Origin of the sequence: Phyllobacterium brassicacearum, from assembly GCF_003010955.1 — a bacterium.
GTDB lineage: Bacteria > Pseudomonadota > Alphaproteobacteria > Rhizobiales > Rhizobiaceae > Phyllobacterium > Phyllobacterium brassicacearum.
Genome location: NZ_PGGO01000018.1, coordinates 53,429 through 76,835 on the forward strand (window position 1 = coordinate 53,429; position 23,407 = coordinate 76,835).

General features: G+C 54.2%; 18 protein-coding genes. 6 read left to right on the plus strand and 12 right to left on the minus strand.

Features of this window, described 5'->3' with window-relative positions; all coding sequences use genetic code 11:
* Window positions 1-66: 66 nt before the first annotated feature.
* The 6 genes from CU102_RS20900 to CU102_RS20925 form a co-directional block, all read right to left on the minus strand.
* The gene (locus tag CU102_RS20900; protein WP_106713033.1) at window positions 67-1,728 is read right to left on the minus strand and encodes an ABC transporter ATP-binding protein; all 1,662 of its coding nucleotides are present in this window, start codon (window positions 1,726-1,728) and stop codon (window positions 67-69) included.
* Window positions 1,728-2,582, minus strand: a complete 855-nt coding sequence (locus CU102_RS20905) for an ABC transporter permease (protein WP_425351582.1) — start codon at window positions 2,580-2,582, stop codon at window positions 1,728-1,730. Before CU102_RS20905 ends, CU102_RS20900 begins: the two co-directional genes overlap by 1 nt.
* A gap of 2 nt (window positions 2,583-2,584) precedes the next feature.
* The gene (locus CU102_RS20910; RefSeq protein ID WP_106713081.1) at window positions 2,585-3,535 is read right to left on the minus strand and encodes an ABC transporter permease; all 951 of its coding nucleotides are present in this window, start codon (window positions 3,533-3,535) and stop codon (window positions 2,585-2,587) included.
* A gap of 80 nt (window positions 3,536-3,615) precedes the next feature.
* The gene (locus CU102_RS20915; protein WP_106713034.1) at window positions 3,616-5,226 is read right to left on the minus strand and encodes an ABC transporter substrate-binding protein; all 1,611 of its coding nucleotides are present in this window, start codon (window positions 5,224-5,226) and stop codon (window positions 3,616-3,618) included.
* A 335-nt stretch (window positions 5,227-5,561) separates the two neighbouring features.
* Window positions 5,562-6,938, minus strand: a complete 1,377-nt coding sequence (locus CU102_RS20920; RefSeq protein ID WP_106713035.1) for an aspartate aminotransferase family protein — start codon at window positions 6,936-6,938, stop codon at window positions 5,562-5,564.
* Between the two features lie 31 nt (window positions 6,939-6,969).
* Window positions 6,970-7,815: a GNAT family N-acetyltransferase gene (locus CU102_RS20925; protein ID WP_106713082.1), complete on the minus strand. Its 846-nt coding sequence runs from the start codon at window positions 7,813-7,815 to the stop codon at window positions 6,970-6,972.
* A gap of 327 nt (window positions 7,816-8,142) precedes the next feature.
* Between CU102_RS20925 and CU102_RS20930 the strand changes: the two genes are divergently transcribed.
* Window positions 8,143-8,811, plus strand: a complete 669-nt coding sequence (locus CU102_RS20930) for a haloacid dehalogenase type II (RefSeq protein ID WP_106713036.1) — start codon at window positions 8,143-8,145, stop codon at window positions 8,809-8,811.
* A 108-nt stretch (window positions 8,812-8,919) separates the two neighbouring features.
* Entirely contained in the window at window positions 8,920-10,197 is a 1,278-nt protein-coding gene (locus tag CU102_RS20935) for an NAD(P)/FAD-dependent oxidoreductase (RefSeq protein ID WP_106713037.1), read from the plus strand.
* Window positions 10,198-10,240: 43 nt separating this feature from the next.
* Here the strand turns inward: CU102_RS20935 and CU102_RS20940 are convergent, their stop codons facing one another.
* The 6 genes from CU102_RS20940 to argE form a co-directional block, all read right to left on the minus strand.
* Window positions 10,241-11,695 (minus strand): NAD-dependent succinate-semialdehyde dehydrogenase, encoded by a 1,455-nt coding sequence (locus CU102_RS20940; RefSeq protein WP_106713038.1) that lies wholly within the window; start codon window positions 11,693-11,695, stop codon window positions 10,241-10,243.
* Window positions 11,696-11,709: 14 nt separating this feature from the next.
* A complete protein-coding gene (locus tag CU102_RS20945; RefSeq protein WP_106713039.1) occupies window positions 11,710-12,753 on the minus strand; it encodes a tartrate dehydrogenase in 1,044 nt (347 codons plus the stop codon).
* A gap of 12 nt (window positions 12,754-12,765) precedes the next feature.
* Window positions 12,766-14,229: an aldehyde dehydrogenase family protein gene (locus CU102_RS20950; RefSeq protein ID WP_106713040.1), complete on the minus strand. Its 1,464-nt coding sequence runs from the start codon at window positions 14,227-14,229 to the stop codon at window positions 12,766-12,768.
* Between the two features lie 149 nt (window positions 14,230-14,378).
* Complete coding sequence (locus CU102_RS20955; RefSeq protein WP_106713041.1) at window positions 14,379-14,735, minus strand: cupin domain-containing protein; 357 nt, start codon at window positions 14,733-14,735, stop codon at window positions 14,379-14,381.
* Between the two features lie 18 nt (window positions 14,736-14,753).
* Window positions 14,754-15,677 (minus strand): 2-hydroxyacid dehydrogenase, encoded by a 924-nt coding sequence (locus CU102_RS20960; RefSeq protein WP_106713042.1) that lies wholly within the window; start codon window positions 15,675-15,677, stop codon window positions 14,754-14,756.
* Between the two features lie 24 nt (window positions 15,678-15,701).
* Window positions 15,702-16,826 carry an acetylornithine deacetylase gene (gene argE, locus CU102_RS20965; RefSeq protein ID WP_106713043.1) on the minus strand — a complete coding sequence of 375 codons (1,125 nt, stop codon included), beginning with the start codon at window positions 16,824-16,826 and terminating at the stop codon, window positions 15,702-15,704.
* 249 nt (window positions 16,827-17,075) lie between these two features.
* On the opposite strand from argE, the gene CU102_RS20970 reads away from it, so the two are divergent.
* The 4 genes from CU102_RS20970 (at window position 17,076) to CU102_RS20985 (ending at window position 23,037) form a co-directional block, all read left to right on the plus strand.
* A complete protein-coding gene (locus tag CU102_RS20970) occupies window positions 17,076-17,954 on the plus strand; it encodes a GNAT family N-acetyltransferase (protein WP_106713044.1) in 879 nt (292 codons plus the stop codon).
* Between the two features lie 296 nt (window positions 17,955-18,250).
* Window positions 18,251-20,293, plus strand: a complete 2,043-nt coding sequence (locus CU102_RS20975) for an SARP family transcriptional regulator (protein ID WP_245425460.1) — start codon at window positions 18,251-18,253, stop codon at window positions 20,291-20,293.
* 48 nt (window positions 20,294-20,341) lie between these two features.
* A complete protein-coding gene (locus CU102_RS20980; protein ID WP_166648505.1) occupies window positions 20,342-21,286 on the plus strand; it encodes a phosphatase PAP2 family protein in 945 nt (314 codons plus the stop codon).
* 50 nt (window positions 21,287-21,336) lie between these two features.
* Entirely contained in the window at window positions 21,337-23,037 is a 1,701-nt protein-coding gene (locus CU102_RS20985; protein WP_106713046.1) for a S8 family serine peptidase, read from the plus strand.
* Window positions 23,038-23,407 lie beyond the last annotated feature (370 nt).

Sequence of the window (23,407 nt, forward strand, 5' to 3'; positions counted from 1 at the left end):
ATGGAAAACGTCAGAAGGCCGCTATTGCAGCACCGCTTTCCCTTGGTCGAAATCTGCCACGGTATATCAGGTTCTCGTAAACTCACGCACCAGGTCAGGATCCTGTTCCAGACTGTCCAACCAGCGCGGGTCGAGCTTAGGTACTGAAGAAAACAGGAGCCGCGAATAAGGATGGCTCGCCGTGCTGCCCATCATGCCGGGGCTCAGCTGTTCGACCTTCCTCCCCGCATACATGACCACGACTTCATCGCAAATGGCCCGGACGGTGGAAAGATCGTGGCTGATAAAAAGATAGGATAAATTAAGTTCACGCTGCAATTCCTTCAGGAGATCGATGATCGCTGCTGCAACAACGGTGTCGAGGGCGGATGTGATTTCATCGCAAAGGATAAGTTTGGGATCCGCCGCCAGCGCTCGCGCCAAGTTGATACGCTGCTTTTGACCACCCGATAATTCGCCTGGACGCCGATAACGCAGAGTTCGTGGCAGGCGCACCATATCGAGAAGCTGATCAATTCGCGCTTCACGGCTTTTGCTGTCCATCTCATGATAGAACGACAGCGGACGAGCCAGGATTTCAGCAATGGATTTGAACGGATTAAGCGCTGTATCCGCAGACTGGAAAACAATCTGTAGTTCGCGCAACTGATCGCGGCTGCGCCTGCGCAAGTCGCTCGGCATCTCCGCACCGTCAAAGCGTATCTGGCCGCGAGCAGCAGGCAAAATGCCCGCGATGACGCGTGCAAGCGTAGATTTTCCGCAGCCGGATTCACCAATAATGCCCAGGTTCCTGCCTCGCGCGAGTTGCAGGCTGACATTATCGACGGCGATCATCGCTGGATCACCTGAACCTCCAACCATGCCATAGCCCGCAACGACATTGTCGACTACCAGAAGTGGTGCTGGCTTCTCGGCCTCGACCATTTTCGGGCGAGCATACAAGGCTGGTTCAAATGCGGCTACAAGTTCCTTGGTATAAGGGTGCTGCGGGTTGTGGAGAATATCCTGCGTACTGCCGGCTTCCTGCACTTCGCCGTTTTTCAGAACGACAATGCGGTCGGCAATTTGGGCAACAACCGCCAGATCGTGGGATACGTATACACCGGAAATGCCGTGCTCTTTCATGACTGACTTGAACGCGCGCAGAACCTCAATCTGGGTCGTCACGTCAAGTGCCGTTGTTGGCTCGTCAAAAATCACGAGCCTCGGGTCACCGATCAGCGCCATCGCCGCTGAAAGCCTCTGCAGTTGCCCACCTGATACCTGATGGGGATACCGATCACCAATCGTATCAGGGTTTGGCAGTGCAAGCGCCTTGAATAGGGTAATCGCCTTCTTGCGTGCCTGGTTCACCGGCATAAGGCGATGGATTTTCGCCACTTCGATGACCTGCTCCATGATCCGATGCGCGGGATTGAAGGACGCCGCCGCACTTTGAGGAACGTAGGAGACTTCCGTGCCACGCTTTCGTGCTCTTTTCCGCTCCGAAAGATTTACGATATCCTGTCCGCCTATAGCTATATTGCCGCTCACGATTCGACAGCCGGGTCGCGTGTAGCCCATCAGGGAGAGCGCAATCGTCGTTTTGCCGGAACCGCTCTCGCCGATAAGCGCTACGATTTCGCCTTCTGCAATATCAAAACTTACATCCCTGATGATTTCCACTTTGCGCCCGGAATCAGTCTTTGCATCCACGCGCAGATTGCTAACCTCTACAATATTGCCCATTACTCACTCCGATCGCGGATCTTCTGAGGAAGATTATCGATCAGCAGATTGACGCTGATCGTAAGGCTCGCAATGGCAATAGAGGGCAACACCACGGCGGGTGCTGCAAAGGTTAGCCCACCGATATTTTCCTTGACCAAAGCACCCCAGTCAGCAAAAGGCGGTTGCACGCCCAGTCCCAGGAAAGACATGCTTGACAGAAGCAGGACGATGAAGACAAAACGCAAGCCAAAATCGGCGAGCACAGGACGAATAATCCCGGGCAGGATTTCCGAGCGGATCAGATAGCCCATCTTTTCGCCACGCGCTCTTGCAACGGTAATGTAGTCCATCGCATTGATGTTGATTGCCAATGCACGCGCAAACCGATAACTGCCAGGCGTGTAAATGACAGCCATAGTCGCGATCAAAATCGGAATGGACGAACCCACGCCGGCAACAATTACCAAAGCCAGAATCTTGCTTGGGATTGAGGTCAGCGCATCCAGAAAGCGGCTGAGGGCAGAATCGAACCAACCACCGACCACGGCTGCCATCATCCCCAAAAAGACGCCACCAAAGCAGGCCAGAAAAACAGCCGCAAGTGAAATCCCGACCGTGAAACGTGCACCGTAGATAATGCGCGAGAGCATGTCTCGTCCAAGATAGTCGGTGCCGAGTGGGAACTGCGCGCTTGTGGGGCCGAAGAAATCGAAATCGACAATCTCACCAACCGGATGCGGCGCAATCCATGGAGCGAATACGGCGACAAGGGCCCAGGCCAGAACGACGAGGAAAGAAATGGCGCCAACCAGATTGATCCGGTATCCGAAGGACGCAGACTTAGTTTCCTGCTGATTTGTCATGGGGGACATTACTATCGAAGCCTCGGGTTGGAGACGATGGCAATCAGATCCGCTATCGTGATAAGCAGGAGATAACCAAAGCAAAAGATCATCGCGCAGGTTTGAATCAAGGGCAGATCGCGCGTTGCAACTGCATCGAGCATCAGCTTGGCAATGCCGGGATAGTTGAAGATGGTTTCCACAATGATGACGCCGCCAAGCAGGTAGGAAAGCGAAAGCGCCACGGCGTTGACGATAGGCCCCAGCGCATTGGGCAGCGCATGGACGATTACCATCCGGAACCGCGAGGCGCCTTTGAGCAAGGCCATTTCCACATAGGACGTATCCAGCGTTTCCAAAACTGCGGCGCGCGTCATGCGGATCATCTGCGCAGAAATCACAAAACTCAGTGTGATGACTGGCATGGCGAATACCTTCAACAGGCCGGAAAGCGACGTGACCTCATTGGCCATGGAGAGTGCGGGTAGCCAGCCGAGATAGACCGCAAAAACAATGACTGCGATTGTTGCAACCATGAATTCTGGCACTGAAATGACCGCAATTGTAATGATCGAGACAGCGCGGTCATAGAAAGTGCCGCGCATGATAGCGGCAGTAATACCGAGAAACAGTGCAATTGGAACCGAAATGGCGGCTGTGACACTAGCAAGCTTGAGCGAGTTCACCAATCTGCTGCCAATCAGATCGGCGATGGGAACATTGTTGACATAAGATACCCCGAGTTCACCCCTCAATAGGTGTCCGAGCCAGTAAACGAAGCGAAAGAATGCGGGCTGATCAAGATTCATCGCGTGACGAAGTCCGGCAACCGCTTCTGGAGTAGCCGCCTGCCCCAGCAAAATTTCTGCCACATCACCCGGCAGCATCTCGGTCGCAAAGAAAATCGTGAACGCGACAATGAGAAGCGTCACGACTGCGACTATCAGGCGCTTGATGATAATATTGAGCAATGGGGACTTCATGATCATGCACAGTCCGCAACTTGGGGAAAATATCGCCCGGACAAGGTCAGTGCTTTGCCCGGGCCAAACAAAAGAAACAATCAGGCTTCCAGCCAGGCGTGCTCGGCAAATGTGTAGCCCATCATGCCGCCGAGCGGATTTGGCTCAAGGCCCTGCAGATTTGGCGAAATCGCGTCAACATTCGACATGAATACAGGAATGACAGTCCCTGCTTCATTGGAAATTAAGGCCTGCATCTCGCCGTAGATTTCCTTGCGTTTCGCTTCGTCCAACATACCACGGGCCTCAAGCAGCATAGAGTCGAACTTATCAGACTTGTACCGGCTTTCGTTCCAGGGCGCATCCGACTTATAGAGTAGCGAGAAAAGAATGTCGGGAGTTGGACGTGCATTGATATTGCCATAGTGCACGGCGTCTTTTAGCCAATGGTTCGACCAATATCCATCCGAAGGCACGCGATCGATAACGACCTTCTGGCCTATGGATGAAGCTGCCTGCTGGAGTACCATCGCATAATCGAGCGATGAAGAGGCAGCTTCCGCTGCGGTGATATGAATTTCCTGACCGAGCACGCCAGCCTTTTCAAGCAGTGATTTGGCGTGCTCTGGGTCGTACTCGCGCTGTTTGAGTTCAGCGTTGAAGTATTTGTTGGTATTCGGAACGGGATGATCGTTTGCAATTTCCGCTAGTCCCCGCAACACCGATTTCTGGATAACTTCGCGGTTGGTGAGGTATTTGAAAGCTTCCGCAACGCCAGCCTTGTTGCCGGGCGCCATATCAAGCCGCACATTCAGATTGGTATAGGTGCCCAGCTTGGAAATGAAGAGTTTTGCCGCCGGATTGTTCTCAAGAACCCGCAGCGAGCGCGGATTGAGGTTGGCAGCCAGTTGAATGTCGCCCGAGAGGACCGCGTTCATGCGGGCGGATTCGTCTGAAATTGCGAAGAACTCGAAGGAATCAAGGTAGGGACCGTTGTCCTTCCAATAGTTCTCATTGCGCGATGCCATCGAACGAACGCCGGGCTGAAACTCCTTGCAGATGAACGGTCCCGTGCCATTTCCCTTGGAGAAGTCAGTCGTGCCGTTGGCCACGATCATGAAATGGTGCATCGCAAGGATGGTCGGAAGGTCTGCGTTTGCGCTTTCCAGCGTAATCTCAACGGTCGTGTCATTGATCTTCTTTGCGTCGGTAATCTGCTTGGCCAGCGCATTGACTTTGGACCCGACAGCCGGATCAAGGTGGCGCTTTAGCGAAAAGACCACGTCATCAGCAGTGAGTGACTTGCCGTCATGAAAGGTCACACCCTTGCGCAGCTTGACAGTCCAGGCCTTGGCATCAGCGCTCTCAATACTTTCCGCGAGTTCCATCTGGGTCTGGCCTTGGCCATCAAGAAAGGTCAGGCGGTTGTAAAACGCACAGCAACGAACGTAATCCGTCGCATTGGATGCCTTGGCGGGATCAAGCGTATCTGCAGTGGATGCGCTGAAACCCGCGGCTTTGATAAAGCCACCTTTCACAGGGGTAGCAGCCAGTGCAGAAGTAGCACGCGCGAAAACAGAAGCGCCGGCTACTGCTGCCACACCGCCCATCATCATCATTTGAAGCAGTTCACGACGGTTCGCTCCGCGGCGAATTGCATTTTCAATCATCCGGTGGTCGGAAGAAGTCCAGTTGGTTATCTTCTCGCTCATTGCAGTTCCCCTTGTTGATGGTTGTGTGGGCGCCGGCTTATGGTCACCGGTTACACCAATCTTTCAGATATTCAGTTGTTAAAAATACCTCTTGCAGTGTCGGCCAACGCAGCTTGTGCGTATCAAAGGAGAGTCCAGCAGCTGCGGGAATAATTGTCGATACATCCCAGCGCGATCCATTGGATCTGCCTTTCATCTTACACCTTTAACAGCTATGGCAGTGTGTTACGGAGATGTGCGTAAATTGCGCTGAATAGGTCCGGAACGGCAGCATAAAATTGCGAATTTCTGGGATTCACGAAATCCATCGCATCATCTCCTCCTGTTTCGTTCTCTCATCCCTTCATTTCCGTGCGCACATCATCATCCGCCAGCGTCTGGTCCAGCGTGAGGCGAGTGCGCTCAATAATGGCATCGATATCTTCATCCGTGCAGCAAAGCGGCGGTGCATAGCCCAGCACACCATTGGCAAAGGCACGAATGACAAGGCCATTGTCCCAAGCGCGGTCAAAAATACGCCGTGCCGGATCGGCAGCTGCCGGCAGCGGCGTCTTGCGTTCCTTGTCGGTCACCAATTCGATTGCAGCCAGCATGCCACGCCCGCGCACATCGCCGACCAGCGGATGATCAGCAAGCGATTGGAGCCCGGCTAGCAAACGCTTTCCTGCCTTTCGGCCATTGTCGAGCAATCCGCCTTCATAAAGGCGCAGACATTCAAGACCAACCGCAGCACTGACCGGGTGCGCGGAATAGGTATAGCCGTGGCCGACTGCTGCTTTACCCGCACCATCCGCAATCGTAGAATAGACGTGCTCCGACATTAAGACGGCACCCATTGGCAAATAGCCGGACGTCAAGCCTTTGGCAGTGGTGATGAAGTCCGGTACGACACCGTCTTCCTCACAGGCGAAAAGCGGACCTGTACGGCCAAACGCGGTGATGACCTCATCGGCGATGAAAAGGACATCAAGCTCCTTGCACACTGCATGCATCGCCTTAAGCCAGCCAGTCGGTGGCACAAGAACACCGCCTGAACCTTGAATAGGTTCGACATAGAAAGCAGCTACACGTTCCGCGCCAAGTTCTTCAATTTTCGCGCGCAGCGCCGCAACCGAGGCATTTATAATTGCCTGGGAATCAGGGCCGACAGGGTTGCGATAAGCATAATGCGAGGGGATTTTGTGCTGCCAGTCATAAGGCACCCCGAAGCCCGCATGAAATGACGCAAGAGCGGTCAAGCCCGAACCTGCGGTAGAGGAACCGTGGTAGCCATGTTCAACCGAGATAAACTGGTCTTTCTGCGGCATGCTCCTGGCATGATAGTAATAGCGAATAAAGCGGATCGTGCTGTCGATCGCATCAGAACCGCCCAGCGTGAAATAGACATGATTGAGATCGCCTGGTGCGCGGTCAGCCAGTTCAGCCGCGAGACGAATGCCCGGTTCTGATCCCAAACCAAAATAGCCGGTAGCGTAGGGCAGCTCGCGCAACTGCTTCGTGGCGGCCTCGACGATGCTGTCCTGACCATAACCGGCATTGACACACCAAAGGCCCGCGAAGCCATCGAGCAGGGTGTGGCCGGAGGCATCATTGACCGTAGCCCCTTTGCCCGACTTCAGAATACGCACACCAGCAGCTTCGTGGCTGCGATAGGACGAAACCGGATGCACCAGATGGGCGCGATCAAGTTCGATCAACGAATTGCTCAGCATGATATTCTCCAATCAACTAGTCTTTTGCGGCTCAACCCAGTGCCTGATTTACAAGGGCATATATTCGATATGGCGACGGGATCTTGTTTTCTTGCTGCATGTTTGCCGCACGGCGCATGGGTATTCCGCCGCCAACATGGACGAGCCCGCGTTGGGCTAGCCATTCCGCCAGATTTGTTGAGATGTGCGTGTCGACGCGGACAAACTCACCAATGTGCTGCGAGAGCAGGAAACCGATCAACGCCCGGGCCTCGGTGTCATTGCTCGCAATAACTGGGCCGATAACAAACCCGCGTCCAAATACGCGGATTGCTGCAAATGCATTCACCGCACCATCAGTACGAACGACTGCAAACTGGGCCCGTTCAACCAGAAGCTGCATGAGTTCAAAACGATCATGTCCCGCTGCCAGCCGATCCAGAACAAATAAATGATCGAAATCTTCAGGCGTTGCCCACGATACATTGTCTGGCGCGTCGACCCCTGATACCACACCCTGATGCTGAACGATCTCGCCAGTCGCGACGAAGCCGAGCTTCTCATAAAGAGGTAACCCCTCCTGCGTTGCGATCAGGAGGCAGATGCGTTTATCAGCAGCCTCAAGAGCGGTCTGCATCAGCTTGCGGCCCAACCCGCGTCCGCGCATGCTCTCATCGACGATAACCATATTGATGGTGGCGGTATCGCCACCGAAAAGTGTCGTCATCGCGGTCCCAACGACACGGCCGTCTTCTAGCGCGACCACGCCATTGCTCAAAGCCAATACCAGCGCCCAATCTTCGCGGCGATGCGGCCAACCTGCTTGAGCAGACAGGGCAACAGCTTCACCGAGATGGTCTTGCGTCATCGTTTCAAAAATAATTTGTGATGCGTTCATAGCTGATTCCGGCATGGTTCTTCATGGACTCAGATTAAAACGCCTCAAGCAGCAGTTCATCCCGACCGGTATGTTTAGGCAGAGCGTTTTCACTGTCCTTTTGCGCTGCCGCCGCATGTTATGCCGTGACCATGGCCAAACCACCTGCCGAACTCAGCTGCAAAGCTCCTCCGACAATCGCCCGACAAAACTCTCTGCCAAAGCTTTGACCGGATACGAAACAATCTGCTTTGTGCCGATAAGAATGCAGTGATTACTCCGTTCACGGCTCATTATGATGCTTGTGAACGGCACGGCCGTGCCTGCAATGCTTAGGAGGATCAGAGCATGACCCAATTTAGACCGAAATACATTACTTTCGATTGCTACGGTACGCTGACCAATTTCCAGATGGCGGAAGCCGCGCGCGAACTCTATTGCGACGAGGTTGACGAAGAACGCATGCAGCAGTTTGTAAAGGATTTTGCCGCTTATCGCCTCGACGAAATCCTCGGCGAGTGGAAACCTTATAGTGAAGTCGTTCACAATGCGATTGAACGGACCTGCAAGAAAAACCGTGTCAGATTCCATGAAGAAGACGCACGCAAGGTCTATGAGAAGGTTCCGACCTGGGGTCCGCACCCGGACGTACCAGCGGGTCTTGCCAAGGTCGCGAAGGAAATTCCCCTCGTAATTCTTTCAAATGCAATGAATGAACAAATCCACTCGAACGTTGAAAAGCTCGGCGCTCCGTTCCACGCCGTTTACACTGCGCAGCAGGCACAAGCGTACAAACCGCGCTTCAGGGCTTTCGAATACATGCTGGATCAGCTCAACGCCAATCCGGAAGACATTCTTCATGTTTCCTCATCATTTCGTTATGATTTGATGTCGGCTCATGATTTAGGCATCAAGAACAAGATCTGGGTCAATCGCGGCCATGAGCCTGCGAATCCCTATTATGGCTATATCGAAATCAAGGGCATTTCCGGTTTGGCCGGCGCCGTCGGGCTTTAGAGCGCGGTTCGATCTGATTTTATTAGATGGCGCTCCAACAATTCGTATTTGCGCGCATTTATTCCTACCGGTTCCCAGTTTCGGAATGCGCTATCATCGCGAGGCAAAATGCAATTCAAGCCCTATTGGCACGATACTACACCGCCTTTTACACAAGCGGAGCAGCGGTCCCCGGAAGGACACTACGATGTCGCCATCATCGGCGGGGGCTTCACTGGACTTTCTGCTGCATTGCAACTTGCCAAGGGCGGCGCGCGCGTTGCTGTCTTCGAAGCAGCTCTCGTCGGTTCCGGTGCATCGGGACGCAATGGCGGCCATCTCAACAATGGCCTCGCGCACAGCTTCATCGCGGCAAAACAGCACCTTGGTGCAGAGCGCGCCAAGACACTCTACAAGGCTTTTGACGACTCGATCGATACGATCGAGCGGATTGTACGGGAGGAGAATATCGACTGTTCCTTCCGCCGTGCGGGCAAGTTGAAGCTTGCGTCCAAACCAGCCCATTTCGATGGTCTGGTACGCAATTTCGAGGCCATTCACGCGGAAATCGACCCTGACACAGTTTTACTGCGCCGCGATGAGCTTGCAGGCGAAGTCGGATCCAGCAACTTCCATGGTGCGATGCTTTCCAGGAAAAGCGCCATGATGCATATGGGCCGCTACGTTACCGGACTTGCTATAGCAGCAGTACGCCAAGGTGCGGCGATCTTTGAAAACACACCCGTGATCGAACGCAAGAACGTCAATGGTGTTAACCAACTCGTAACGTCACGCGGCACGACTACGGCTGACAATATTATCCTCGCAACAGGCGCCTATACGACTGATAGTTTTCCCTATTTTCGAAAACGCATCATTCCTGTCGGCAGCTTCATCATTGCGACGCGGCCACTGACCGAAAGCGAAATCGCGGCCACCCTGCCAGGCAACCGCACATATGTGACGTCGATGAATATCGGCAACTACTTCCGGCTGGCACCGGACAATCGCGTGATCTTTGGTGGCCGTGCACGCTTTTCAACCACATCCGACCAGCGTTCCGATACCAAGAGCGGCGCAATCCTTCGCGCAAATCTCGTCAGGATTTTTCCGCATCTCGCCAATGTCGAAATCGATTATTGCTGGGGCGGTCTCGTGGATATGACGCAGGACCGCTATCCGCGTGCGGGCTTCGCCGATGGCGTCTGGTATGCAATGGGCTATTCTGGCCACGGTGCCCAGATATCGACGCAGATGGGCATCCATCTGGCCGACGCCATCCTTGGGCGCGGCGACCGCAATCCGGTTGCCGATCTCGAATGGCCGGCCATTCCGGGCTATTCCGGCAAGCCCTGGTTCCTGCCGCTGGTCGGCCTTTACTACAAGATGCTTGATACGATTCAATAGTCCAAAAAATGAGGACCGGTTAAACCGCGCGCTCTTCATTGGCTCATAATCCACCAACATGCAGCGTTTTGACTTCCAGGTACTCATCAATGCCGAGCCTCGATCCTTCCCGGCCAAGGCCTGACTGCTTGACACCGCCAAAGGGAGCAACTTCCGTTGATATCAGGCCGGTGTTCAGACCAACCATACCGAATTCCAGTGCCTCAGTAATCCGCCAGGATCTCTTCAGATTCTCAGTAAAGAAATAGGCGGCGAGGCCGAACGGCGTGCCATTGGCAAGTTCGATGGCCTGTTCTTCCGTTTCAAAGCGGAACAGCGGGGCCACAGGTCCAAAGGTTTCTTCGGAAGCAAGCAGCATGTCGGTTGTTGCATCACCGAGAACGACCGGACGGGCATATTGGCGGCCTTCCGGCATTTTTTCGCTTTGTGCGAGGATTTTTGCGCCGCGTCCCAAAGCATCGCTCACGTGGCGCTCGATCTTTTCGATAGCCGCGTGGTTGATCATCGGGCCAATCGCGACGCCCTCCTCGGTTCCTGCGCCCACTTTCATCGCAGAAACGCGGCTGGCAAGCCTGGCCGCGAATGCGTCATAAATTCCGGACTGCACCAGAATACGGTTGGAGCAGACACAGGTCTGACCGCCATTGCGGAACTTCGATGCAATCGCGCCTTCAACTGCCTGATCCAAATCGGCATCGTCAAAGACAATGAACGGCGCATTGCCGCCCAGTTCCAGGCTGAGCCGCTTGATGCTGTCGGCAGCGCCTTTCATCAGCAGCGAGCCAACGCGGGTCGAGCCGGTGAAGGAGATCTTCCGCACTGTCTCGTTTGTCATGAACTCCTTGCCGATTTCTGTCGGCATGCCGGTCACGATGTTGATAACGCCAGCCGGAATCCCTGCCCGTTCCGCAAGAACCCCCAGTGCTAGTGCGGAAAATGGCGTGAATTCCGATGGCTTGATAACAACCGTGCAACCTGCTGCAAGGGCGGGCGCGACTTTGCGCGTGATCATCGCATTCGGAAAATTCCATGGCGTGATGATTGCGCAGACGCCTACCGCTTCTTTGAGAACAAGGATGCGGCGGTCCGACGAAGGCGAGGGTATAGTGCCGCCGTCAATACGGCGTGCTTCTTCGGCAAACCATTTGACGAACGAGGCGCCATAGCGGATTTCACCCAGAGCTTCGCCAACGGGCTTGCCTTGTTCCAATGTCAGCAGCAGTGCCAGATCCTGCTCGTGCTCGCCCATGAGAGCAAACCAGCGCTCAAGAAGGGCTGCGCGCTCGGCGCTTGTCTTCTTTTTCCAGCTGTTGAAAGCGTTTGCAGCAGCTTGGATGGCCGCGCGCGTTTCCTTGACTCCCATATCAGGGACAGTGCCTAATATGCCAAGACTTGCCGGATTGGTGACATCAACGACCGCTCCTGTGGCTGCATCCTGCCAGACACCGGCGATAAGACCCTGCTGCCTGAAAAGAGGCCGATCCTTCAATGTGTGCATGTTTTCCTCTTTAGTTACGCCAGAGCCGAAAGAACGGCTTGCGTGATCGCGTCCGTTTTGTCCTTGCCTGCGATCGTTCCGATACCTTGCATGGTTGCTGCCTGGATTGCCGCCATCACGTCTTTTGACGCTTGATGTTCGCCAAGATGGTCGAGCATCATCGCAGCGGACCAGATCGCCGCAATCGGATTGGCAACGCTTAAATGGGCAATATCAGGCGCCGAACCATGAACCGGTTCGAACATGGAAGGCGCACTGCGGTCCGGATTGATATTGGCCGAAGCGGCATAACCCAACCCGCCCTGAATAGCCGCACCAAGATCGGTGAGTATGTCCCCAAACAGATTTGAGGCAACAATAACGTCAAGGCTATCGGGTGCCATCACCATGCGTGCCGCCATGGCATCGATATGGTAATGCGAAACCTCCACATCAGGATATTCCTTGGCAACGTCTCGCGTGACCTCGTCCCAAAAAACCATGGAATATTTCTGTGCGTTTGACTTCGTTACCGAGGCAAGCTTCTTACGGCGCGCGCGGGCTTGTTCGAAGCCGTAGCGTATGATGCGCTCGACGCCGGTACGCGTGAAAATTGCAGTCTCAACCGCAACTTCATCTTTGGTGCCGGAATGCACGCGTCCGCCAGCTCCTGAATATTCGCCTTCGGTATTTTCACGGATGCAGAGGATATCGAAACCTTCGGAACGCAGTGGCCCCGTTACACCGGGCAGAAGCTTATGCGGCCGGATATTGGCATATTGCACAAAGGCCTTGCGGATTGGCAGCAGCAAACCGTGCAGGGATACTGAATCTGGTACTTCCGCAGGCCAGCCCACAGCGCCTAGATAAATTGCATCAAATTTTCCCAGGGTTTCGATAGCATCCGCTGGCATCATAGCGCCGGCTTCATGATAGTAAGCGCAGGACCACGGGAAACGAGTGCCCTCAAGGTTAAAGCCCCTGCGCTTGGCAACAGCCATCAAGACCTGCAATGCCGCATCTGTGACACTCTTGCCAATGCCGTCTCCCGGAATCAAGGCGATCGAATAGCTTTTCACGATGAGTTCCCTTTAAAGATCAATGAGCACGCTTTTTGATTTGCGGTTCGCCAGATAGACTTCCCGGCCAAGATCCTTGCCGATGCCCGAGCTCTTGTAGCCGCCGGTTGGCAGAATATGGTCGCGCGAGCGGCCATAACGGTTCACCCAGACCGTGCCCGCCTGCATCGTTTTCGTCACACGAATTGCGCGCGACAGGTCGCGCGTGAAAAGTCCCGCAGCCAGTCCATAGGTCGAGTGATCGGCAAGCGCGAGGGCCTCCTCTTCTTCCTTGAAGGTCTGGATAGTCAGCACGGGCCCGAAAATTTCCTCGGTTACAGCCGGTGAATTTTCCTCAACGCCACGCAGCAGTGTTGGTTCATAGAAATAGCCATCTCCATTCATCGGACTACCACCAACAACACACTCAGCGCCGAGGCTCACAGCCTTCTTCACGATTTTATCAATACGGCAGAGTTGCCGCTCAGAGATGATGGGTGAGTACTGGGTGTTCTCGTCCCACGTCATCCCCGGCTCGATGTTGGCCATGTGTCGCGCGATAGCTTTGCTCAAGGTGTCCGCGATGTCTTCTGCCACGATGAGGCGCGAACCGGCCACGCAGACCTGTCCGGCATTGGACAGAATCCCAAGCGTGATGGCTGATGCTGCCAAGTCAAGATCGGCATCGCTGAACACGACCTGCGGGCTCTTGCCTCCGAGTTCAAGCGTCATAGGCTTAATGCCAGTGCGGGCAATATTTTCCATGATCGCGGCACCAGCCGCAGTGGAGCCGGTGAAACTCACTTTGGAAATATCCGGGTGGCCGGTGATAGCGTTGCCAGTCGTTGGTCCGTCTCCAAGTACGATATTGATCAGCCCCGCCGGGATACCGGCTTTTTCGGCCAGTTCAGCCATGTAGAGAGTGGAGAAAGGGGTAATTTCAGATGGCTTCAGAACAACGGCATTGCCTGCGGCTAGTGCCGGCCCGAGTTTCCAACCAGCCATGGATATTGGGAAATTCCATGGGGTGATGGCACCAATGATGCCGTAAGGTTCGCTCAACGTCATGCCAAAATTACTGGCGCTCGTGGGAACGACATTACTCCCTTCCTTGTCGGCAAATTCGGCGAAAAAACGTATCTGCTCAGCAGTAACCGCAATATCGCCCTCAATGAGCTGCGCAATCGGACGGGTCGAGGAAACGGCCTCGAGGCGGGCCAGAGTAAATGCCTCCTGCTCAATAAGATCGGCCCAGCGGTGCATTGCATTGAGCCGCTCGCGCGGGCGCACATCAGCCCAGCCACTCGATTTCAATGCTGTTTTGGCGGCCTGCACCGCTCGGTCAACCAGCCCACTGTCGGCAACAGGGCAAGCGCCATAGGCCTTTCCGTCAGAAGGTCTGCGCATTTCAATGCTACCTGCTGAATCCACGCGCTCCCCACCAATGAAGTGATAAAATGGGAGCCGAAGCGTTTGCGGATCAAAGCTTAATGTCATGGAGCACCTCGCACTATTCTCCGCTAACGATAGTGCCGGACGCACCGCATTTTTCGTTGAGAATAGACCGCCTGACGGCTTTGAATCGCGTCAGGCGGGTTGTATGCAGCGGATTATTCTGGACCGGCACCGCCATCGATGCCGATGCCTTAATCGTAAACGGAGACGTATATCTTGCGGACGGTTTCAATTGTGCGCCAGACGCCCACGAAACCAGGTTTCATCACAAAGCTGTCGCCAGCGCGATATGTCTTTGTTTCGCCGTCTTTTTCCTCGATCTCAACAAGACCGGAAAGGATATGGCAGAACTCAAAGGTCGCGCCCTTGATGGAGTGCGTTTCCCCCGGTGTTGCTTCCCAGATGCCTGTCAGGACCTTTTCACCCTTCGAGGCATCCAGCGCCCATGTCTTGAAAGCCGGGTTGCCTGAGATAAGCCGTTCCGGGGTCGGCAGCGCCTCTTTCGGTGTAAAATCTGGATTTGTGTCGATGGTAGTCAGGAGTGACATCTCATTTTCCCTCTTGGGTTAGTAGCCTAGCTTTCGATCGATCAGGCCGATCAGTTTTTTTCCTGCGCGATGACGCTCGATATTGTCGATGACGAATTTTGCAGCTGTCTCCGGTTGGGTTACTGAAGCGATATGCGGCGTAATAAGTACCTTGGGATGCAGCCAAAGCGGATGTCCTGCCGGAAGCGGTTCGGGGTCAGTTACATCCAGCATCGCGCCAGCCAGATGGCCGCTATCCAACGCCTCAATGAGTGCCGCCTGATCGAGCTGTGGCCCGCGACCGACGTGCAAAAGTCGCGCGCCGTTGGGTAAATGGTCAAACAAGGGGGCATTGAGTATGCCACGCGTTTCATCCGTAAGCGGCAGAAGACAAATGAGAATATCCGTCTGCTGCAGGAAGCTGACGAACTGGTCTTCACCATAGAAGCATCCGACGGCCTCAATGTCCTTCTGCCTGCGGCTCCAGCCAGTAAGGGGAAACTGAAACGGCTTGAGACGTTCTATTGCCGCCTGCGCCAGCATCCCAAGTCCAAGAAATCCGACACGTCGCGCGGTTGCATGAGGAACAGCAACCTCTCGCCATTCCTCGTTTTTCTGATGTTCGCGATAGGCAATCGCCTCGCGATGAAGAGTTAACACGCCAAGCGCCACATATTCCTGCATCATGCGGATGATGTTGTCTTCCACCATGCGCACGAGCTTCACATGCTCCGGCACGCTGGCGAGTTTGAACTGATCAATTCCCGCGCCTATCGAAAAAAGTATTTCCAGATTGCGATAGCGCGCGATGTCATCCGGCGTCACCCAGCTAATCAAATAGCGTATCTTGTCAGGATCAACGTCTTCGCCAGCTTGAAAGAACTGGAGATCTGGAAGCCCACTCGCAAAAGCCCTGCGAAAGACGGCACCGCGTGCTGCATCGGAATTGAAGAGAAATGCCATCGAAATTTGCCGTCTGCTTGAGTATTATGCTGCAAGGCGCGCGCCGAGATCGTCGATCATTTTTTGGCACGCGTATAGTTCATCGAGCTCGATATATTCGTTGGGACGATGCGCACGGCTTATGTCGCCAGGACCGCAGATAATCGCATCGACGCCAGCCTGCTGATAAAGCCCGGCCTCGGTACCATAACTCACGGCAGGAAGCGTTTCCTTTCCTGTGAGTTCGACCATAAGCGTTGCAAGCGTGGCTTCCTGCGGCAGCGATAATGCCGGGTACGCGCTCAATTCGTGCCAAACCACCTCATAACATCGCTCTCTCAGGGCAAACAGCTTCTCTTTTACCTCTTTCAGCAACAGCGTTGGCGAGACACCGGGAATGGCACGCACTTCGATATCGGCAGTACATCGATCAGGGATGATATTGACCGCCTGACCACCAGAAACGACGCCAAACTGTAAGGACGAATAGGGCGGCTCGAAATTGTCATCGAAGGGGCCCTGCTCCAGAGACCGGCCGTAAACCACCGCCTGTGCGATGACGTTCGCCATGGCATGAACGGCATTCAATCCCAGATCGGGCCGAGACGAATGTCCTGAGCGTCCCGCCACTTCAAGTCTTGCTGCTGCTTTTCCCTTATGCGCACGTACAGCCTGCATCCGGCTCGGCTCACCGATGATTGCCCCCAAGGGCTTCGCGCACAAATCGGGCAAAGCTGCAAGCAAATGCGGTACACCACGGCAACCGGCCTCTTCATCATAGGAAAAAGCAAGATGGACAGGACGTTGCAGATTGCTGGCGGCAAGTTTTGGCAAAGCAGCCAATGCGCAGGCCAGGAAGCCCTTCATGTCGGTCGTTCCGCGACCGCAAAGTCTCTTTCCGTCCCGCTGGAGCTGGAAGGGATCTGTTTTCCACCCTGCCTCGCCGGCTGGCACTACATCCAAGTGCCCTGAAAGAATGTAGCCAGGCACATCATGTGGCCCGGCCGTTATGAATAGATTGGCTCGGTCGCCCTCCGGTCCGGGCAGCACAGTTGCATTCGCGCCAGCAGCTTGCGCATAGGCGCCGATCCAATCGACGATTGCATCATTCGGCGTCCCCACAACAGAGGAAAATCCTATTAGTGCTGCGAGAATTTCTTCGACCTTCATAAATACCATACCGTCAGAGCAGACTTTCGAATAATTATCAGCTTAATTGCCTCGAGAAGTGTTCCGTGCCGAATAATGCTGAGCTTTAGACAAAGATTGCGAATTAAGCCTGCCAAGAAGCAAAACGTGCCGGCATTGCCATGCGATGATGCAGCAAATATGCCTGTAATGTGCGCATGCATTCGTCGCTAGGTTAAAATAACTGCATGCCCAGCTTAGGTACCGAATGAAGAAAGCGGATAGAATGAAATGCAAAATTCAGTGCGGCTGAAATCGTTTGAACTGGTTGCGCGCGACATCGCTGATGTGGATATCAACCTGCTTCATGCACTGTCACTGGGCGTTGGCTGGCCGCACAGATCCAGTGATTGGCAACTGGTGTTGCAGACCGGGCAAGGGCTTGTTGCCGTAGACGGCATCGGACGGGTTTTCGGAACAGCAATGTGGTTTCCGTACGGAGAAGATTTCGCCACTATTGGCATGGTGATTACTACTCCGCGCACGCAGGCACAGGGCAACGGCCGCTGGCTCATGGATCAGGTGCTGGAGCGCTGCGCCGGCCGAAACCTAAGTCTCAACGCCACTCACGCTGCCTATAATCTCTACGTTTCGCTCGGCTTTTTGAACGAAGCAATCGTCTACCAGTGTCAGGGTGAAGTCGTCCTGACATTGCCGGCCACTCCTCCCCTGAACGGAGAGCTGGCCGCTATGCCAGCAGACGAATTGGGCGCCATCGCAAGCCTGGATTGTCAGGCATTCGGGACCAATCGTGCCAGTCTGCTCGGTCTGATCACTGAAAAAGCCGCAATTTACGGACTGAGACGCAATGGTCAGCTTGTTGGATATTCCTGCTGCCGCGAGTTCGGTCGCGGCAAGGTTATTGGTCCTGTTGTAGCCGCCAGCGATCACGACGCAATCAATTTGACCGCCGTTCATCTTCAAAATCTCAAAGGGGAATTTGCACGCGTCGACACCCGTGAGAAAGACGGCGCTTTTGCAGACTTCCTCGCGCAATGCAGGCTCGGCGTCTTTGGTACGGTCACGACGATGTCGAAGGGGAAAAAGTTCCTGAATCGGAAGCCCGGGGAGCCATGGGTTTACGGACTGGCAGCACATGGATGGGGCTGAGGCTTTACGAGGGCGACGTCATGAAGGCTGTAACGCCACTCTTCAAATCCAAGAGATGGACCCATAGCAACAATAGCGGCAATATCATCGGCTCGGGCCCCCAATGTCGGTGTGTTTGAAAAGGTATTACTAACCCTGAGCAGGCCTCTGCTTATCCGTCACCTCCATCTCGTCATTGTGTGTCGAACACAGAACCCTTTGAAGCAGTCGAGGTCTGTTGCGTCATAGCACTCCTATAACCCGCACCCACCCACTATTCGACCAAAATTCACGCTGGTTTCACGCTGGAATGACAGATGAGCTGTATTGCCTTCAATTCAGCCAGACCATCTGGCATCAAAAATGGGAGCGGAATGGTGCATAATCTTTCGGGAATAAGCGTTCCTGTTTACCCACGGGGGCTGCCAATGCCCGCAGACATATTGCTAAAGTCGTGTTTTGTGCCACACTTGGGGCGAGAGCCTGATTGGAAGAAAGACAAAGCAACCCACGGCGCTACTCCGGGCCGAACTCTGATGGACAGTCAGCTGCAGGAAGCGGCTTTTCGCATGTATCTAATTGGACCCTTCGCGATCGCTGATCCGTCGGGCAAGCTTTTGACGCCAAAATCCCAAAAATCTCAAGCGATCCTTGCCATGCTGGCTCTTTCCCTAAGGGGATCTCGTTCAAGAGTTTGGCTCCGTGACAAGCTTTGGAGCGACAGGCCAGAAGACCAAGCATCTGCCAGCCTTCGGCAAGCATTGCTCGATATCCGCAAATGTCTGGGTGATGCACGCGATATCCTGGTTGCGGACAAATACACCGTCTCGCTTCGCATGGACCGCATACGGCTGGATATCGACGAAATTCTTACTGGGAGTCATACAGCAGGAGACGACGAACTGGCCGCTGAACATTTTCTCGAAGGGGTCGACGTCAGAGACCCTGAATTCGAGGAATGGCTCACACTTGAGCGACAGGTCTGGCAGCGTCGTTACGATGAGGGACAGCTTCAGCAAAAATTTGAACCAAAGCTCGAGTTGGCGCGTGAACACCGGGAACCGACGCCTCTTGTGCCTTGGACGGCCATCAATCCGGGTAAAGATAGTGGCGGGACTGCAAATGGGCTATCGGACGATGCAGCTGTTGGCCACAGTGGCAACGTCAGTTCGAGACAATGGGTGGTTGCGATCCTGCCCTCACGCATCGCCGGACAAAGCGAAAATGGACCGATTCTGGCATCGGAAATAACGAGCCTCATCGCAAAATCACTTGTTGAGGGAACGGATATCCGTGTCAGCGACTTTTCCTTCGGCGGAGGACCTTGGGCGAATTCGCCGAATGACAATCAACTGGGCAGCCAACTGGCAACGCCAATCGGCATACAGTTGGAACTAACGCTCTCCAGTCAAACCGTCCTTGTCGTGGTGAGCATTCTGCGTCTGGCCGATTACAGCCTGATTTGGAAAGACAGTTGCATCGCCGATCGGCGACTCCTCGAAAGAGGTGAAAGCAATCAGCTACATGCGCTGATCAATCACTTGATAGATGAAGTCCATGGTTGCTTTCTTTTCCGCGCTGAAGGCGGAAAGATGGAGCACGAAATCACAATGATCGAGGCGGTCAACGCGGTCTTTCGATTGTCTCGGGAAGACCTCGATAGAGCGGAACGCATCCTTCACAACATTGCTGCTGACCGGCCCTCCTCCTCTGTCTATGCATGGCTAGCCTTTATAAGAACCTTTCGGGTTGGTCAGCGTTTCAATGCCTATGACTCAACAATAGTCGAAGAAGCCCAGTTCTACGCCCGCAAAGCACTGGAGTTGGATGCCAACAATTCCATCGCGCTTGCCCTCGTTGGACACGTCCATTCATTCCTGTTTTGCGAATATGACTATGCCGCCGGACTGTTCGAGAGAGCGATAAGACTCAATCCCGCACAACCACTCGGTTGGGATCTTTATTCGATGTTACATTGCTATGCGGGACAGCCTGAGAAGGCGATGGCCATGGCAAATTGGGTCCAGAACCTGGGCTTTTACAGCGCCCACAAATACTATTTCGATACGACGAAGTGCATCAGTGCCGCTCTGGCCGGCGATCACGCCGCGGCCATTTCTGCCGGTGAAGAGGCGCTGAGGATGCGGCCGGATTTCAATTCTCTTTTGCGCTATCTGGCAGCAAGTCATGCACATCGCGATGAGATGGAAATGGCGAGAAAATATGTAGAGCGACTCGAGATTGTCGAACCGAATTTCTCGATCGAGTCCCTACAGGATAATCGCTACCCGCTGTTAAAAACTGGGGGAGGCAAGATGCTGATCGCCGGCCTTACGAAGGCCGGCGTCAAGCTCCGGTAGTTTTTCCCTTAATCAAGTTCGGTTCGAGCAGATGAAGGATACGCGAAGATGATCGACGTTGCGCCGCAATCACCACTGATACAGTTCTTGAACAATTTTCGATTTGAGATCGATGCTGATCATGTATCGCCCTGCCCCCTTTTACCGTTCGTTACAATTGACCCGGCGGATGATCCCGGTATCGACAGCCCAGGGTTTCCGGCGGCGGGGGCTGCCGCAGGAGGTGGCGGCGTTGCCAACAAAGCGGTATTGAACAAATCCTCGCTGAACAAGAACAAAAACAAGAATAAGAACAAGAATAAAATGGCATTCGGTGGAATCAGCACCGGCGACGCACAATTGATACCGGCGTTCCAATTGCGCAGGCTACACCAGCAACCCTCGCGAAACGCCTTTACGGCTGCTGAACGGTTCACATGGGAAATGCTCGACATCGCTCCACCACCGGGGCCAGACTTCAGCCGCCTTGAAACCAAAGTGCTTTTGTCAATGCAGAAGCGCGACCGCGAACGGGCCCGCCGATTGCCGGATATTCAACAGGAAGCCTCGCTAACTGTCGCCGAGTTTACGCGACCTCTCTACATTGAGAACATAGCCGGGTTTGAAGAGACCGAAGGACTTTTTCAGAGCATCTTGACAGCGTGTGAGTATGTTGGGCTCATTTACAAAAGCAAATTCAATCGCTTGCGGCCCAATCAGTTCGAACCGCGCCTGCGACCCCTTCTGGCAGTTCCAGCGCACGAAGCTTTCCCAAGCAATCATGCATTCCAATGTTTTTCAATCGCGTTTGCATTCAACACGATCCTTCCTGAGCATCCCGCGACCGAAGAGTTGGTGCGAGTTGCCCAAAATGTTGCGGAAAATCGTGAGTGGGCGGGGCTTCATTATCCGAGCGATACGAAAGCAGGACGTGATCTGGCCCGCCGGTTTGCTCCTTATCTGAGAGATGCGTTCGCCGCGACGTTTAACGCGGTACACAAGGAATGGGTGTGAAGAATACGCATCCATCTTCCGTGGTTCCTCCAGCGTAAACGAGGTTGTAGATGGCCCTCCGATCAGACGACACAAAGCCTGTACCTGCCGGTTATTATTATCTCTGGCATCTGGCTGCTTTGGGAGTAATTACTGCGGACTTTGGACCCGCGAATGAGCCGCTCCCCCCAAACAATGAAAGTGCGCTGCGGAACGCCGCTGCTCCTGTTATTTCTGGTTCTGTCTGGGACACTATTGCCGGCCTGGGTGCGGTCTCGCCTGCAAAGGTGGCCCTCATTGACGTCGGGATTTCTCCAGATCATCCGAACCTGACTACTCGGATCGACCATAACGCTTCGATCGACCTTGCAACGCACAGATATGGTGCGCGCGCCCTGGAAATCCGCGACGATACGACCAGTTCATTCAAGGAAGAAAAACGGCCGTTCTTCCCAGGACTAAACATATCCGGTCTTGGAAACCTGGGACTATCAGTTGATGACAAGGAGTACTTGGATGATATCGTGGCGGAGTATGCTGCCTCGTATGGCGTGTCGCGCCGCCTTCTCGACTCGAACACGCTGTTCGCATCGCACGGCACTGCCTGTGCCGGCTTAATCGTGGGCGAGCCTGCCGCGTTGCCATCGGAGGACGGCGAAAGCCCATTTCCTCCAGAAAATATCCTTACGAACCCAAATTCGACCCCGAGCCATCCCAACAAGAATCCCAACCTGTTACCCTATTTTGGCGCTGATCCTTTTTCGCACCTTGTAAACATCACGACATCGTTCGAAGAGGATGCCAGGCAGTTCATTGCCGCTTTCCTTTATGCGTATTTGCAAGACGTTGACGTGATCGTTCTGCCCCGTGGGATCCCTGATCCGAAGCGAAGCGCCGTTGAGCCCAAAAACGAATTGAAGGCTGACCTTGAGCGTTGGGCCAATCGGGATGCGGCGGATCTATTTGCACGTATAGCCATGGCCGAACAGGGGCCGGCGGAACTCGAGCCCAAATCATCCCAAACAGGATCCAACCCGGACCGATTGTGGACGATCCTGACACAGTTGATGATTGGCGTGAGCCGAAAGATCCCGGTAATTTGCGCCGCCGGCAACAGTGGTGAAAGCCAACTCATCTATCCAGCGAGTCTCGCAGCTCCAGATAATGGCATTGTTGCAGTTGGCGCTGTCACGGTTGAAGGTTTTCGGGCCGGCTACAGCAATTATGGCGAAGGGCTCACTCTGGTCGCACCTTCCGATGATAGTGAGGTTTTCAATCGTCACCAATTGCGGATCGATCGCTTGTCTCCCTTCACCGCAAAGCATCAATATAGTGCGGATACTGGAAAGGAATATTGCTATTCCTATTTCAGCCTTCTCAGCACGGACCTTCCGGGGGTTTTTGGTTATGATGAAGGAAAGGCACCTTGGTCTTCCTTGCTCCCAGCTGCAGATAATCCCGGCGTTGGTGGTGGTTACTACACAAGCTTTGGCGGCACGTCAGGTGCCGCAGCTTTAGTCGGTGGTGTTGCAGCTCTCTTGCAACGGGCCCATCGGGCCGTTCACGGTGGATCGGGAAAGTTGAACGGTAAAGCCATGAAGAATATCCTTGAGGAAGCGTCAAACCAAAACCGTCATGTCGAACCGGGTGTGCGTCCTCTCACGCCCGACTGCATGAATGCGGACAACGAAGATGTCATCGATCCCGGTTACTTTTTTGGAGCAGGACTACTCAATGCCGCCGCTGCTGTGGACGCTGTGCTGAACAGCTGACGCAAACCCGACTAAAAACAGAAAAAAGGACCCGGCTGCGGGTCCTTTTTGCGTATTTCCCTTCATTTTTGACGGTGCGTTGACGGCCAGGCAGCGTTCGTGAGACGCCCTCTCCTTAGTATTCAACAAATACACCAGCACCCGATCGACCCTGAGATGAAAGTCGATCAATAGAATTTCACCAGACTTATAGGAGGGAAACCGATGTCAACAGTTCTCACCAGAAAATACCGGTGGTCATCATTTGCGAAGTTAATCAAGCGGCCGACTTTGCCCGCCGGTTTGCGCCTGTCTTACAAGAGCCTCAAGGCATCAATGGAGCAGGAGATCCGCATTATTCATACGTCGATCTTAACTCCAGTGCATAGGC

Excerpts from the sequence above, each read along its gene's own strand:
- CU102_RS20900 (WP_106713033.1), bottom strand. The coding sequence starts at position 1,728 with ATGGGCAATATTGTAGAGGTTAGCAATCTGCGCGTGGATGCAAAGACT.
- CU102_RS20970 (WP_106713044.1), top strand. The coding sequence starts at position 17,076 with ATGCAAAATTCAGTGCGGCTGAAATCGTTTGAACTGGTTGCGCGCGAC.
- CU102_RS20975 (WP_245425460.1), top strand. The coding sequence starts at position 18,251 with ATGAGCTGTATTGCCTTCAATTCAGCCAGACCATCTGGCATCAAAAAT.
- CU102_RS20905 (WP_425351582.1), bottom strand. The coding sequence starts at position 2,582 with ATGTCCCCCATGACAAATCAGCAGGAAACTAAGTCTGCGTCCTTCGGA.
- CU102_RS20925 (WP_106713082.1), bottom strand. The coding sequence starts at position 7,815 with ATGAACGCATCACAAATTATTTTTGAAACGATGACGCAAGACCATCTC.
- CU102_RS20935 (WP_106713037.1), top strand. The coding sequence starts at position 8,920 with ATGCAATTCAAGCCCTATTGGCACGATACTACACCGCCTTTTACACAA.
- CU102_RS20980 (WP_166648505.1), top strand. The coding sequence starts at position 20,342 with ATGATCGACGTTGCGCCGCAATCACCACTGATACAGTTCTTGAACAAT.
- CU102_RS20920 (WP_106713035.1), bottom strand. The coding sequence starts at position 6,938 with ATGCTGAGCAATTCGTTGATCGAACTTGATCGCGCCCATCTGGTGCAT.
- CU102_RS20930 (WP_106713036.1), top strand. The coding sequence starts at position 8,143 with ATGACCCAATTTAGACCGAAATACATTACTTTCGATTGCTACGGTACG.
- CU102_RS20915 (WP_106713034.1), bottom strand. The coding sequence starts at position 5,226 with ATGAGCGAGAAGATAACCAACTGGACTTCTTCCGACCACCGGATGATT.
- CU102_RS20910 (WP_106713081.1), bottom strand. The coding sequence starts at position 3,535 with ATGAAGTCCCCATTGCTCAATATTATCATCAAGCGCCTGATAGTCGCA.
- CU102_RS20960 (WP_106713042.1), bottom strand. The coding sequence starts at position 15,677 with ATGGCATTTCTCTTCAATTCCGATGCAGCACGCGGTGCCGTCTTTCGC.
- CU102_RS20955 (WP_106713041.1), bottom strand. The coding sequence starts at position 14,735 with ATGTCACTCCTGACTACCATCGACACAAATCCAGATTTTACACCGAAA.
- argE (WP_106713043.1), bottom strand. The coding sequence starts at position 16,826 with ATGAAGGTCGAAGAAATTCTCGCAGCACTAATAGGATTTTCCTCTGTT.
- CU102_RS20940 (WP_106713038.1), bottom strand. The coding sequence starts at position 11,695 with ATGCACACATTGAAGGATCGGCCTCTTTTCAGGCAGCAGGGTCTTATC.
- CU102_RS20950 (WP_106713040.1), bottom strand. The coding sequence starts at position 14,229 with ATGACATTAAGCTTTGATCCGCAAACGCTTCGGCTCCCATTTTATCAC.
- CU102_RS20985 (WP_106713046.1), top strand. The coding sequence starts at position 21,337 with ATGGCCCTCCGATCAGACGACACAAAGCCTGTACCTGCCGGTTATTAT.